The following is a 13,403-nucleotide window of genomic DNA, read 5'->3' as shown; positions in this document are numbered from 1 at the left end:
CAGGTCAGTACACGTCCCGGACGTACCGCTTCTCGGTGGCCAGCTGTTTGACGTACGCCACCGCGCCCGCCTCGTCCAGCCCGCCGTGCACGACCGCGATGTCACGCAGCGCCTGATCGACGTCCTTGGCCATCCGGGACGCGTCCCCGCAGACGTAGAAGTGCGCCCCGTCGAGCAGCCAGGACCACAGCTGGGGCCCGTGCTCCCGCATCCGGTCCTGGACGTACACCTTGGCGCGCTGGTCACGGGAGAACGCGGTGTCCAGCCGGTCGAGCGTGCCGTCGGCGAGAAACCCGGCGAGTTCCTCCTCGTAGTAGAAATCCGTCGCCCGGTGCTGTTCACCGAAGAACAGCCAGTTGGGACCCCGGTGGCCGAGCGCGCGCCGCTGCTCCAGGAAGCCGATGAACGGGGCGACGCCGGTGCCGGGGCCGACCATGACCATCGGGGTGGCGGGGTCGGCGGGCGGACGGAAGTGGGACGCGCGCTGGACGTGGACCGGGACCGCGGTGCCGGCCTCGGCGTCGGCGGGGAAGGGTGAGCAGACGCCCTGCCGGGGACGGCCGTGCAGGTTCTCGTAGCGGACGACCGAGACCGTCAGGGACACCAGGTGCGGGTCGGTGAGCGGGCTGGACGATATGGAGTACAGGCGGGGCTGCAGCCGCCCCAGCACGTCGGCCCACTCCTGCGCGTCGGCCCGCACCCCGTGCTCGGCGATCACGTCGACGGCCTGCCGGCCCCAGGACCACTTGGCCAGCTCGCCCTTGTTGTCGGGGCGCAGCAGCTTCTTCAACTCCCGCGGGTCACGGGCCCGTTCGGTGACGAACCGAAGCAGGTCGGGGGTGATCCGGGTGATGTCGAGGTTCCGCAACAGGGCCTCGCCGAACGGGACCTCTCCTACGCCGTTCACCGCGACGGCGGTGTCCGCGTCCAGGCCGGTCACGGTCAGCCATTCCCCCACCAGTTCGCGGGAGTTGAGCGGCCGGACGCCGAGCGCGTCGCCCGCGTCGTAGAGGAGCGGGGTCTCGCTGTCGCGGGTGTCGAAGGTGAAGCGGCGGACCTCCTTGCCGGCGCCGGGGAGGCTGAGCAGGCGGTTGCCGGTGAGGCGGGCGGTGACGGGCGCGGGCTTCTTCGGGCGGCTCGGGAGGGGCGCGGCCGGCGCGGGTGCCGGTGCGGGGGCTCCGGACAGGGCGGCCAGGATCTGGTCGAGCCAGGCGTGCGCCGTGTCCTCGTAGTCGGGCTCGCAGTCCGCGCGCGGGGCGAGGCGGAGCGCACCCAGCTCGTCCAGGCGCTGGTCCAGGCGGCGGCCGTGGCCGCAGAAGTCGTCGTAGGAGGAGTCCCCGAAGGCCAGGACGGCATAGCGGCGCCCTTCCATGCGCGGGGTGTCGGCCGCGGCGAGGGTCTCCCAGAAGCCGGTGCCGTTGTCCGGTGCGTCGCCGTCGCCGAAGGTGCTGGTGATCAGCAGCAGATCGGCCTCGGCGGGCAGCGCCGAGGGGTCGGCCTCGTCCATGCCGAGCAGGGACGCCGCGTGTCCGTCGGTCTTGAGCCGCTCGGCGGTGGCGGCCGCGAAGTCCTCGGCGTTGCCGGTCTGCGAGGCCCAGAGGATCACAACCTCACGGCCGGGCACGGACGCCTCCGCAGCGACCGGAGCAGGCGCCGCGCCGCGCGAATACATGCCGGCCAGCACGCCGTTCACCCACAGCGCGTGCTCGGGACTGAAGGGCGCCGACGGCGGCAGCACCGGCACACCCGGGGCGCCGGCCGGGATACCGGCGAGGAACCCGACGAGGTACTGGCGCTCCTGGGCGGTGAGCACGGGCGGCGGCGCGGGCACCAGCCCGAAGGGGTCGGAGCCGGGGACCACGGCGGTGGGAAGGACGGCGACGGAGGCGGGGTCAACTGCCGATTCCGCGCCGGGCGTGCGGACCGTCACCGGCGTCGACACCTTGGTCAGCGAGACCGCGCACACCTTCAACTCCGGCTGGAACGACAGCGGATCGACGGCATCGCTGGTCACGGCGTTGACGCTCAGATACTCGCCGAACAGGTCGTTCCAGTGGAACGGCGCAAAGCAACTCCCGGGCCGCACACGGTCGGTGACCACCGCGGGCAGCACGGCCCGACCGCGCCGCGAGGCGACCTCGACCGAGTCGCCGTCGGTGACACCGAGGCCGGCGGCGTCCTGCGGATGGATCTCCACGAAGGGCCCGGGGTTGAGCTTGTTGAGCTTGGCCACCCTCGCCGTCTTCGTCAGCGTGTGCCACTGGTGCTGCAGGCGGCCCGTGTTCAGTACGAACGGGTAGTCGTCGTCGGGCATTTCGGCGGCCGGGATGTGCGGACGCGCGAAGAAGGCGGCACGGCCGCCGGCGGTGGGAAAGGTGAGGGAGCCGTCGTCGTCGACATACCGGATGGGATTGCGGTCGGGCCCGTCCTCGCTCGCGGCCGGCCACTGCACGGACCCGGAGCGGAGCCGCTCGTAGGTCACCCCGCGCAGGTCCCAGCCGGTCTTCGGGTTCCAGGCCCGCTTGATCTCCTCGAAGACGTCCTCTGCGCTGTCGTACGAGAAGCCGTCCTCGTAGCCCATCTCCCGTGCGACGGCCGCGATGATCCGCCAGTCCGCCATCGCCTCTCCGGGCGGATCGGCGGCGGGCTGTGCGAGGGTGAGGTTGCGCTCGCTGTTGATGAGGACGCCCTCTGACTCGGTCCACAGGGCGGCGGGCAGGACGACGTCGGCGTACGCGTTGGTCTCGGTGTCCGCGAAGACGTCCTGCGTGACGACGAACTCGGCGGCCTCCAGGCCCTCGATGACCGTCTTTCGGTTGGCGACGGAGGCGACCGGGTTGGTGCAGATGATCCAGCAGGCCTTGATCTCGCCGTCGGCCATCTTCCGGAACATCTCGACGGTGCCCTTGCCCACCCCGTCGGCACGGATGCTGCCGGCCTCCAGCCCCCACAACTCCTCTACGAACGCCCGCTCTTCGTCGACGAGGACGGACCGCTGCCCGGGCAGACCGGGTCCCATGTACCCCATCTCCCGCCCGCCCATGGCGTTGGGCTGACCGGTGAGGGAGAAGGGGCCGCTGCCCGGACGGCAGATGGCCCCCGTCGCGAGATGCTGGTTGACCAGGGCGTTGGTGTTCCAGGTGCCGTGCGTGGACTGGTTGAGGCCCATGGTCCAGCAGCTGGTCCACTTCCCCGCCTCGCCGATCAGCCGGGCGGCCTCGCGGATGTCGTCCTCGGGGATGCCGGTGATCTCCGCGACGGCGGCGGGCGGGTAGTCGGCGAGGAAGGCGGGCATCCCGTCCCAGCCGTCGGTGTGCCGGGCGATGAACTCCTGGTCCGTGTGCCCGTTCTCGTACAGCAGGTGCAACAGCCCGTTGAGCAGGGCGAGATCGGTGCCGGGCTCGATCTGCAGGAACAGGTCTGCCTTCTCGGCGGTGGCACTGCGCCGCGGGTCGACGACGATGAGCCTGGCTCCCGACTTCACCCGTTCCATCATGCGCAGGAAGAGGATGGGGTGGCAGTCGGCCATGTTGGAGCCGATGACGAGGAAGAGATCGGCCTTGTCGAGGTCCTGGTACGACCCGGGAGGCCCGTCGGCGCCGAGCGACAGCTTGTAGCCCGTGCCGGCACTGGCCATGCACAGCCGGGAGTTCGACTCGATCTGATTGGTCCGCAGGAACCCCTTGGCCAGCTTGTTCGCCAGGTACTGCGCCTCGAGGCCCATCTGCCCGGAGACGTAGAGGGCGACGGCGTCCGGCCCGTGCTCGTCGACGATGGCGCGCAGCCGCCGGGCGGTCTCCGTGATCGCCGCGCCGGCCCCGGTCGGCACCGGCTCCTCGCCCCGGTCCTCCCGGACGAGGGCCGTGGTCAGGCGTCCGGGCGCGGCGAGCATGTCGGCGGTGGTCGCGCCCTTCGTGCAGAGCCGGCCGAAGTTCGCGGGGTGCTCCTTGTCGCCGGACGCCTTCAGAACCGTACGGCGCCCGTCCGGTCCGAGCCCGACATCCAGCACGATGCCGCAGCCCACACCGCAGTACGAGCAGACCGTCCGCACCTTCTCCGTGTCGGCGTTCCGCGAGCCCGGCGCGGCCACGGGCACCCCCTGCCTCTCATGATCGTTCCGTGCGGGTGGATCTTCCGCGACGGTACGAAACGCCCATTACACATGTGTCTCCTGAGCCGGTCATCAGGGGTTACACGTGACGCACAGGGGTGCGAGGGGCGCTGTGAGAGGAGCGCCGGGCCGGGGCCTCAGCTGCCGCCGACCTCCAGGGCGGCCAGCAGCACAAGGACCAGGGTCGCGGCGCCGAGCAGACCGTGAGCGGCGACGACGGGGAGCGGGAGGTGTCGTTCGGCGGGGGTCGTCGTCTCGTCGCCGGCGGGGGTCGTGCGGTACACGGGGAGCCAGCGGGCGAGCATGGTGAAGCCGAGCAGGGCCACGGCGAGGAGCACGCCGAAGGACGTCCGGGCCAGGCCTTCGCGGTCGGCGGCGAGGTAGACGATCCAGACGATCAGGCCGGACGAGAGTGCGCAGGCCGCGTCGTTCCGCGTCGCCCGCGAGCGCGGCGCGGCCCTGGGCGCGGATGCCCGCGGGGGTGACATCACGGCCGCGCTGGAATCACTCGGCTTCGAGCCCGCCGACGCCGGTTCCGGCCGGACCGTGCTGCACAACTGCCCCTTCCATCCGGTGGCGGCACAGGCCCCGGATCTGATCTGCGGCATGAACCACGCATTCCTCTGCGGTTATCTCGCCGCATCCGGCCACGACGGGACCACTGCCGTCCTGACCCCTCAACCGGGCCTTTGCTGCGTCGAGTTGCACACCGACCGGTAAGGCATATGCATTCACGGCGATTCCGTGAAGAAGAAATGCCCTGCGCGTTCGAATTCACCACCCCTTCTTTTTCTTCACGGAATGCAATGCGCGCATTGGGGCGGCAAGGTCCGTTCTCACAGGCACCCCCCGGTCGGAAATGAGGCAACGAAACGGCCGATTAACTGACGCGTAGCGGACGGGAATCGTCACGGCAGTGCACTCCTGGTCACCGCCGTTCACGCACAGCGTCAGGAGGGACCATGTCCTTCTTCGCCAGGGCATCCTGGCCAGGAGACCACCGCGACGAAACAGTGGCGGGCACTCTGGTCGCAGCCGTAGTCGTCGTACTCGGATACGCCTCGGGCATCGGCGCGTCCACGCCACCGACCGTCGACACCGCGGCACCGCCGGCCTCCGCGGCCCCGTCGCACGAGCCCACGGCCCGCTCCGAAACCGGCCCGCCCGACACCTCCGCCGGGAATGCGGGCGCCGGCTCGGCGGGCGGTTACTGGACTGGAGGGACCGGCAGCGGAATTCCCGTGGCCGGTGCCCCGTCGGCCACCGACGGGAACAGCGGCCACGATCACGGCACGGGCGGCGGCAGCGGACGCGGCTCCACCTCTCCCTCGCCTTCCTCCGCTCCCACCCCGTCGCCCACCCCCTCCGACAGCTGCGCCGAGGGCGAAGTCCGCCTCGTACAACCGCTGTTGACAGGTGTGGTGACTCCGGTGACCGGCCTGCTGAACGGCCTGCTCGACCCTGCGTCGCCGAGCCCGTCGCCCTCTCCCTCGTCGTCGGCCGACAGTCTCTGCGTCGGCGTGGCGGCCTCGCCGTCGGTACTTCCGGAGGTCCTCCCGTGAGACGCCGCGTCCCGCCCCTGCTCGTCGCCGTCCTGGCCGCCCTCGCGGTTCTGCTCCTCGCCGCGCCGCCCGCATCGGCCCATACGGAGCTGGAGTCCTCCACCCCGCAGAACGGCACCCGGCTCACGCACACGCCCACCACGGTCCGGCTCACCTTCAGCGAGCCGGTCGAGCTCGCCGACGTCCACATCAAGGCGGCGGGCGAGCAGCCGGCCGTGTCCCGCAGCGGGCGTGGCAACGATGCCATCCAGGTCACCGTCCCCAGGACCACAGGTCAGGACCGCCTCACCCTTGTTTGGCAGGTACTTGACATAGAGGACGGGCACTCCACCTCGGGCACACTCTCCTTCCGGCTCACCGCGAAGGGCACATCCGACGCCGCGCCCAAGGCACCGGAACCGAGCGACACGGTGCACACGGCCTGGGTCGCCGTGCGCTGGGCCGGCTATCTCTCCCTCGCCCTGTTCATCGGCGGCCTCGCCTTCCTCGCCCTGCTCTGGCCGCAGGGCGCCGAAGACCGCCGTAGCCGACGCATCCTCACCCTCTCCTGGACCGCCGGCCTCGCGGCGAGCCTGCTCGCGCCGGGGCTCCAGGGCGCGTACGGAGCGATGGGCACGCTCGGCGACGTACTCGAACCCGCCACCTACACCGACCTGTTGACCACCGAGGTCGGCATCGTGGCCGCCTGCCGGGTGCTGATGTGGGTGCTCGGCGCCGTCGTCCTGGCCGCCCTCCTGCAGGGCGGTGACCGCGCCGCACGGTCGCCCGGCTGGCGCGTCGGGGCCCTGGCGGTGGGCGTCGGACTACTGCGTACGACCGGCATGACCGGCCACAACTCCGAGGGCTCGCACCCCGGTTGGGGCGAGGTCGCCGACCTGGTCCATCTGCTCGGCGTCTCGCTCTGGCTGGGCGGTCTGACGCTGCTGCTGCTCGGCGTGCTGCCCCGGCGCCGGCCCGAGGAGCTGTCGGCCGTCGTGTCCGGCTACTCCACGCTGGCCGCGGTGTCGGTCACGGCGATCGCGGTCGCCGGGGCGGTGCTGACCTGGCAGGTGATCGGGTCCTTCGACGCACTGTTCCACACCGGCTACGGGCGGCTGCTGCTGCTCAAACTCGCCGTACTGGCCCTGGTGTTGCTGATCGCCCAGCGCAGCCGCGGCTGGGTGCGGACGCGGCTCGACATCGCCGTGCTGCTGCGCGGCGACCGCGCCACCCTGCGGCCCTTCGTCCACTCGGTCGCGGCCGAGACGGGGCTCGTCCTCGTCGTACTCGCCGCGACGAGTCTGCTGGTCACGTCCGCCCCCGGGCGGTGACCGGCATCTGTCCCACCCCTCTCCTCTCACAAGGGATCTCACAAGGGAGACGCACCACCATGCACACTGAGGAAACCACCGCACCCCCGCGCCACGGGCGCTCACGGGTGGGCAACCGAGTGCTGCTGGCCACCGGCCTCGGCGCGGGCCTCGCGGCCGTCGCCGGGCTCGGCCTGCTCCAGGCGTCCGCCGGGGCCTCCACCCCGCAGACCGCGACACCGGCGGCCGAGGCCCAGTCGATGTCGGACATGGACCACTCGGCCACCGAAGCCGAGGCGGCCGACTACACCGTCGAGATCAAGGACTACAAGTTCGACCAGCCGAAGCTCACGGTGAAGGTCGGCGACACCGTGAAGTGGGTCAACGAGGACTCCGCTCCACACACGGTCACCACCACCAGCGGCCCGGCCAAGTTCGACTCCGGCACGCTGCAGAAGGGCGACAGCTGGTCGTACACCTTCACCAAGGCCGGTACGTACGACTACTACTGCGCGGTCCACCCGGACATGACGGCGTCCGTCACCGTGGTCGCCGACGAGGGCGGCAGCTCGGGCGGCTCCGGCGGCGGCTCGACGGGCGGTTCGACCGGCGGCAGCTCGGGGGGCTCCACCGGGGGCAGCTCGGGCGGTTCGACGGGCGGTTCCACCGGCGGGTCGACGGGCGGCTCGACCAGCAGCGGCAGCAGCTCCGGCGGCACCAGCGGCGGGGGCGACGGCGGTGACGAGCAGTGCGTCAGCGTCCAGCAGGTCCTGCTGCCGATCCTGCAGCACATCGACAAGGCCCACCTGGAGGAGTCCCCGGGCCGGCAGGTCCAGGACGCGCTCCAGCTCGACAGCTACCTCAAGATGCACACCGTGTGGGTGGAGTCGATCCTCACGCCCGCGGTGAACGGCGCCGGCAGCGTCGCCGACGACACCCTCAGCGTGCTCCTCCAGCACATCAACTCCGCGCATCTGGACGAGTCCCCGGGCCAACAGATCGCCGACATCCTCAACCCCGACGCCTACGTGAAGATGCACACGGTCTGGGCCGAGCACCTGCTCGCACCCACCGAGGACTACGTCACCAACTCCTGCTGAACCAGCACCTGCTGACCTCCTTCAGCAGGACGCGGCGGGCCGGCCGAGTCGCAGTCGGCCGGCCCGCCGCTCACTTCATTCTCCCCACCTGTCGCTCCGCAGGGCCTGTACTTCGGATCAGGTCGGCTGTGAGATACGGCGCTTCCCGGCTGCCCCGCGACGCCGAGATGATCCGAAAGACAGGCCCTATGCCCACCGAGGTGCCGAGATGACCACCGAGACCCTGCCCAACGCCACGCTGCCCCCGCCCCGTCCGGGCCCCGGCTGGCTGCCCGACCCCGGTACCTACGGCGCCGCCCCGGACCGGTGCATCACCGAACTGACCGCCCGCCTGGGCCCGTTCGCCACCATGCGCCGTCGTCTCACCCCGGTCGACGCCACCCTCTCCGTCGCGCCGGAGCCCGAGGACTGTGTGCTGAGCCTGGAGTTGGGCGGCCGGGTGCTGCGCGGCAGGTCGCTCACCTTCGTCAGTACGGCGATCACGCCCAAGGACGACGGCGCCCGCCTCCGCATGGCCGGCGAACTCGCCCTGGGCGACGCCTCCGTCCCGGCCGCACTCCCACTCCGTGTCGTCGACCGCACCGCCGACCGGCTGCTCGTCATCGGCACCCTCGGTGTGCCCTACCGTGCCCTGCGCCGCACGACCGGCTTCGCCCTGCCCCGCACCCGCCCCGCAGCCCGCATCCGGCTGCTCGTCGCCGCGGAGTTCACATGCCTCGCCTGACCTTCCTGCGCACCCTGCTCGCCGCCCTGCTGGTGGCCGGCTCGGCCACGGCCGTCCTGCCCGCGCCCGCGGCCCAGGCCGCGGGCACCCACCAAGTCCTCATGTCCGGCTACGCGTTCAGCCCCCGCACCCTGACCATCACCGCGGGGGACACCGTCGCCTGGACCAACCGGGACCAGGCACCCCACGACGTCAAGACCACCTCCGGCCCGGCGTCGATCCACTCCCCGATGCTCAGCAAGGGCGGCACCTGGAGTCACACCTTCACGACCGCGGGGACGTACGGCTACGTCTGCACCGTCCACCCGGACATGGCGGCCCAGCTGGTGGTGAAACCGGCCGCGGCGCCCACTCCCACCGCCCACCACCACCCGACGTCCGCCGCACCGGCCACCCGGCCCGCCACCGCCATGCCACCGTCGATGCACATGGACCCCACCACCAAGGCCGCCGCCCCCGCCGCCTCGAAGAAGGACGCGGGGTCCCCCTCCCCCACGACCGCCGCCTCCCCGTCCAGCTCCGCCGCACCCGCGCCGGCACAACCGGTCGACGCCCAGAACACCGCCTCCGCCACCCGCCCCCTCAGCCCCCTCCTGCTCCTCACCGGCGTCGTGGCAGGCGTCGCGGTGCTGTGCCTGCTGCTGGTCGGCTCCCGCTCGGCCGCCCACCCGTCCCGGAGCGAGGGCCCCGGCACCGACTGACGCCCGGCAGTACGACACAACCCGAGAAGAGCCACCCAGCGGCAGCCACGTCACTCCCGGCGTGCGCTGCCGCAGGCCGTCGTGGCGGGCCCACCCCCGGACTTAACCAGCGGTTCAATGCGACGCGCCAAAACTTGGACTGTTCGTTTTCTTGAACTCTTCGTGTTTGTGCGGCTAGGTTGTCCGCATGACCGCATCCCCGACTCCGACCACCGCCGAGGAGCTGCGCGGTGCCGGCCTCCGGGTGACGGCCGCCCGCGTCGCGCTGCTGGAAACCGTCCGCGACGGTGACCACCTCGACGTCGAAGCGATCGCCTCTGGGGTGCGCGATCGTGTCGGCCACATATCGCTGCAGGCCGTGTACGAGGCGCTGCACGCGCTCAGCACGGCGGGACTCGTCCGCCGCATCGAGCCGCCGGGCAGCCCGGCCAGGTTCGAGGGGCGCGTCGGCGACAACCACCACCACCTCGTCTGCCGGTCGTGCGGCGCCGTCGTCGACGTCGACTGCGCGGTCGGCCACGCCCCCTGCCTGACCGCATCCGACGACCGCGGCTTCGCGGTCGACGAGGCAGAGGTCATCTACTGGGGCCTGTGCCCCACCTGTTCCACCGAAGCCCGCAGTTCAGCTCAGTGATCCACCCAGTTCGGAAGGACTCCCATGTCTGAGAACCCTGACGCAATCGTCACCGACCCCAAGGCCGAGGGGACCGGTGGCTGCCCGGTCGCGCACACGCGCGCCGCGCACCCGACCCAGGGTGGCGGCAACCGCCAGTGGTGGCCCGAGCGGCTCAACCTGAAGATCCTTGCCAAGGACCCGGTCGTCGCGAACCCGCTCGGTGCGGAGTTCGACTACGCCGAGGCGTTCAACAACCTCGACCTGGCCGCCGTGAAACAGGACATCGCCGAGGTGCTGACCAGCTCGCAGGACTGGTGGCCCGCCGACTTCGGCAACTACGGCCCGCTGATGATCCGTATGGCCTGGCACAGCGCCGGCACCTACCGCATCAGTGACGGCCGCGGCGGTGGCGGCCGCGGTCAGCAGCGCTTCGCGCCGCTGAACAGCTGGCCGGACAACGGCAACCTGGACAAGGCCCGCCGTCTGCTGTGGCCGGTCAAGAAGAAGTACGGCCAGTCCATCTCCTGGGCCGACCTCATGATCCTCACCGGCAACGTCGCCCTGGAGACCATGGGCTTCGAGACCTTCGGCTTCGGCGGCGGCCGCGCCGACGTCTGGGAGGCCGACGAGGACGTGTACTGGGGTCCCGAGACCACCTGGCTCGACGACCAGCGCTACACCGGCGACCGTGAGCTGGAGAACCCGCTCGGCGCCGTCCAGATGGGCCTCATCTACGTCAACCCGGAGGGCCCGAACGGCAACCCGGACCCGATCGCCGCGGCCCGCGACATCCGCGAGACCTTCCGCCGTATGGCGATGAACGACGAGGAGACCGTCGCCCTCATCGCCGGTGGTCACACCTTCGGCAAGACCCACGGCGCCGGCCCGGCCGACGCGGTCGGCAACGACCCCGAGGCCGCCTCCATGGAGGAGCAGGGCCTGGGCTGGAAGTCCACCTACGGCACCGGCAAGGGCGGCGACGCCATCACCTCCGGTCTCGAGGTCACCTGGACCACCAAGCCCACCCAGTGGAGCAACGACTTCTTCAACATCCTCTTCGGCTACGAGTGGGAGCTGACCCAGTCCCCCGCCGGCGCCAACCAGTGGGTGGCGAAGGACTCCGAGGAGATCATCCCCGACGCGCACGACGCGTCGAAGAAGCGTCGGCCCACGATGCTCACCACCGACCTCTCGCTGCGCTTCGACCCGATCTACGGCGAGATCTCCAAGCGCTTCCACGAGCACCCCGACCAGTTCGCGGACGCCTTCGCCCGCGCCTGGTACAAGCTGACCCACCGCGACCTGGGCCCGAAGTCCCTGTACCTCGGCCCGGAGGTCCCGGAGGAGACGCTGCTGTGGCAGGACCCGCTGCCGCAGGCCGAGGGCGAGGCCATCGACGCCGCGGACGTCGCGGCCCTGAAGGCCAAGCTCCTCGACTCGGGCCTGAGCGTCTCGCAGCTCGTCTCCACCGCGTGGGCGTCGGCCTCGACGTTCCGCGGCAGCGACAAGCGCGGCGGTGCCAACGGCGCCCGCATCCGTCTGCAGCCGCAGGCCGGCTGGGAGGTCAACCAGCCCGACGAGCTCGCCCAGGTGCTGCGCGTCCTCGAGGGCGTCCAGTCGGAGTTCAACTCCGGCGCGAAGAAGGTCTCCCTGGCCGACCTGATCGTCCTCGGTGGTGCCGCCGCCGTGGAGAAGGCCGCCAAGGACGCCGGCTTCGACGTCGAGGTGCCCTTCACGCCGGGCCGTGTGGACGCCGCGCAGGAGCACACCGACGCGGAGTCCTTCGCCGCGCTGGAGCCCGCCGCCGACGGCTTCCGCAACTACGTGGGCAAGGGCAACCGCCTGCCGGCCGAGTACCTGCTGCTCGACAAGGCGAACCTGCTCACGCTGACCGCCCCCGAGCTGACCGTCCTCGTCGGTGGTCTGCGCGTCCTGGGCGCCAACCACGGCGGCTCGGCGCACGGCGTCTTCACCGAGACCCCGGGCAAGCTGACCAACGACTTCTTCGTCAACCTGCTCGACCTGGGCACGGAGTGGAAGTCGACGTCCTCGGACCAGACCACCTTCGAGGGTCGCGACGCCTCGGGCCAGGTCAAGTGGACCGGCACCCGTGCCGACCTGGTCTTCGGCTCGAACTCCGAGCTCCGTGCGCTCGCCGAGGTCTACGCGAGCGACGACGCGAAGGAGAAGTTCGTGAAGGACTTCGTCGACGCGTGGGTCAAGGTCTCCAACCTGGACCGGTTCGACCTGGTCTGATCCACCCGAACACCGCACCGGGCCGGCCCCACAAGGGCCGGCCCGGCCGTCGTTGTGCCTGCTCCCGGCGTCAGGCGGCGAGCGCAGTCCGCAGGGTGGCGGCCATCAGCTCGATGGCCTCCTTCCCCGCCGGCACCGGACCCGTGTGCGTGAAGTAGTGGTCGACGCCCGCGAAGACACGGTGGGTGACCGGGACACCCGCGGCCTCCAGCGCCTTGGCGTAGGCGTCGCCCTCGTCGCGCAGCCGGTCGTGCTCCGCGGTGATGACCAGGGCGGGCGGCAGCCCGGCGAGGTCGTCGGCCGGCCCGGGCGAGACGAGCGGGTGGGAGAGGTCGGCGGGATCCGGGACGTAGGCGGCGGTGAAGACCCGCATGAGATACGGGGTGAGCAGCGGCTTGGCGATCGGCGAGTGCTTGGTCGCGGGGTCGGCGAGCTGGTCGAGCGGTACGGAGTCGAGGATCTGCAGCCGGGGCGAGAAGGTGCGCCGGTCCCGGGCCGTGCGGCAGACCGCGGCGGTGAGGTTGCCCCCGGCGCTGTGCCCGCCGACGGCGAGCCGCGAGCCGTCCCAGCCGTGGTCGGAGTCGTGCTCGACGGCCCACGCGGTGACGTCGTAGGCCTGGGTGACGGCGGTCGGATAGGGCCGTTGCGGGGCGACGGCGTAGTCCACGTTGATCACGACGCATCCGGCCGTGGCGGCGATGTACCGGCAGATGTGGTCGTCCTGCTCGGGTCTGCCGACGATGAAGCCGCCGCCGTGGAAGTTGACGTACACGGGCGCGGGGCTGTCGGCGGTGGCCGGCGGGCGGTAGACGGTGACGGCCACCGGACCGGCACCGGTCTCCACGCGAAGGGTCTCCGTCTGCTTCGGGACGTCGGTGAAGCGCAGGTCCTTGTGGACGCGGGACATCACGCCGCCGAGCAGCAGCTGGATGGCTCTGGCCTGGATTCCTGGACTGATGGGCATGGTCCGACCCGCCTATCGCTACAACATTGAAGTAACAGGATTCCTGATAATGAGGGCTCGACGCGCGCCGCGCAACGGGC

Annotated in this window: 10 protein-coding genes; 7 read left to right on the top strand and 3 right to left on the bottom strand. The window is 71.3% G+C overall.

All coding sequences use genetic code 11. The features are described from left to right. Positions 1–4: 4 nt before the first annotated feature. Both ABZ880_RS33020 and ABZ880_RS33015 read right to left on the bottom strand, forming a co-directional pair. Positions 5–4,090, bottom strand: coding sequence for a bifunctional nitrate reductase/sulfite reductase flavoprotein subunit alpha (locus tag ABZ880_RS33020; protein WP_361270373.1), 4,086 nt, complete (start codon positions 4,088–4,090; stop codon positions 5–7). A gap of 158 nt (positions 4,091–4,248) precedes the next feature. Then, the gene (locus ABZ880_RS33015) at positions 4,249–4,719 is read right to left on the bottom strand and encodes a hypothetical protein (RefSeq protein ID WP_361270370.1); all 471 of its coding nucleotides are present in this window, start codon (positions 4,717–4,719) and stop codon (positions 4,249–4,251) included. A gap of 354 nt (positions 4,720–5,073) precedes the next feature. Between ABZ880_RS33015 and ABZ880_RS33010 the strand changes: the two genes are divergently transcribed. From ABZ880_RS33010 to katG, 7 genes are all read left to right on the top strand, one after another. After that, positions 5,074–5,673, top strand: coding sequence for a hypothetical protein (locus tag ABZ880_RS33010; protein ID WP_361270367.1), 600 nt, complete (start codon positions 5,074–5,076; stop codon positions 5,671–5,673). Next, positions 5,670–6,983, top strand: coding sequence for a copper resistance protein CopC (locus ABZ880_RS33005; RefSeq protein WP_361270364.1), 1,314 nt, complete (start codon positions 5,670–5,672; stop codon positions 6,981–6,983). Before ABZ880_RS33010 ends, ABZ880_RS33005 begins: the two co-directional genes overlap by 4 nt. Positions 6,984–7,042: 59 nt before the next feature. After that, the gene (locus tag ABZ880_RS33000; RefSeq protein ID WP_361270361.1) at positions 7,043–8,062 is read left to right on the top strand and encodes a cupredoxin family copper-binding protein; all 1,020 of its coding nucleotides are present in this window, start codon (positions 7,043–7,045) and stop codon (positions 8,060–8,062) included. Positions 8,063–8,270: 208 nt separating this feature from the next. Next, the gene (locus ABZ880_RS32995; RefSeq protein WP_361270359.1) at positions 8,271–8,786 is read left to right on the top strand and encodes a hypothetical protein; all 516 of its coding nucleotides are present in this window, start codon (positions 8,271–8,273) and stop codon (positions 8,784–8,786) included. Further along, positions 8,774–9,487 carry a plastocyanin/azurin family copper-binding protein gene (locus ABZ880_RS32990; protein ID WP_361270356.1) on the top strand — a complete coding sequence of 238 codons (714 nt, stop codon included), beginning with the start codon at positions 8,774–8,776 and terminating at the stop codon, positions 9,485–9,487. The genes ABZ880_RS32995 and ABZ880_RS32990 overlap by 13 nt, the downstream gene beginning before the upstream one ends. Before the next feature lie 187 nt (positions 9,488–9,674). Continuing rightward, entirely contained in the window at positions 9,675–10,121 is a 447-nt protein-coding gene (locus ABZ880_RS32985; protein ID WP_361270353.1) for a Fur family transcriptional regulator, read from the top strand. 24 nt (positions 10,122–10,145) lie between these two features. After that, positions 10,146–12,359 carry a catalase/peroxidase HPI gene (gene katG, locus ABZ880_RS32980; RefSeq protein ID WP_361270350.1) on the top strand — a complete coding sequence of 738 codons (2,214 nt, stop codon included), beginning with the start codon at positions 10,146–10,148 and terminating at the stop codon, positions 12,357–12,359. A 70-nt stretch (positions 12,360–12,429) separates the two neighbouring features. Here the strand turns inward: katG and ABZ880_RS32975 are convergent, their stop codons facing one another. Then, complete coding sequence (locus tag ABZ880_RS32975) at positions 12,430–13,323, bottom strand: alpha/beta hydrolase (protein WP_361270347.1); 894 nt, start codon at positions 13,321–13,323, stop codon at positions 12,430–12,432. Positions 13,324–13,403 lie beyond the last annotated feature (80 nt).

The organism is Streptomyces sp. NPDC047043, assembly GCF_040644055.1.
In the GTDB taxonomy this organism is placed as follows: Bacteria; Actinomycetota; Actinomycetes; order Streptomycetales; family Streptomycetaceae; genus Streptomyces.
The sequence above is the reverse complement of the archived record's forward strand: the minus strand, read 5'-3'. Positions and strand labels throughout refer to the sequence as shown.

Coding starts and splice junctions, on each gene's coding strand:
- ABZ880_RS32990 (WP_361270356.1), top strand. CDS start 8,774: ATGCCTCGCCTGACCTTCCTGCGCACCCTGCTCGCCGCCCTGCTGGTG.
- ABZ880_RS33010 (WP_361270367.1), top strand. CDS start 5,074: ATGTCCTTCTTCGCCAGGGCATCCTGGCCAGGAGACCACCGCGACGAA.
- ABZ880_RS33015 (WP_361270370.1), bottom strand. CDS start 4,719: ATGCCGCAGATCAGATCCGGGGCCTGTGCCGCCACCGGATGGAAGGGG.
- ABZ880_RS33000 (WP_361270361.1), top strand. CDS start 7,043: ATGCACACTGAGGAAACCACCGCACCCCCGCGCCACGGGCGCTCACGG.
- ABZ880_RS32985 (WP_361270353.1), top strand. CDS start 9,675: ATGACCGCATCCCCGACTCCGACCACCGCCGAGGAGCTGCGCGGTGCC.
- ABZ880_RS32995 (WP_361270359.1), top strand. CDS start 8,271: ATGACCACCGAGACCCTGCCCAACGCCACGCTGCCCCCGCCCCGTCCG.
- katG (WP_361270350.1), top strand. CDS start 10,146: ATGTCTGAGAACCCTGACGCAATCGTCACCGACCCCAAGGCCGAGGGG.
- ABZ880_RS32975 (WP_361270347.1), bottom strand. CDS start 13,323: ATGCCCATCAGTCCAGGAATCCAGGCCAGAGCCATCCAGCTGCTGCTC.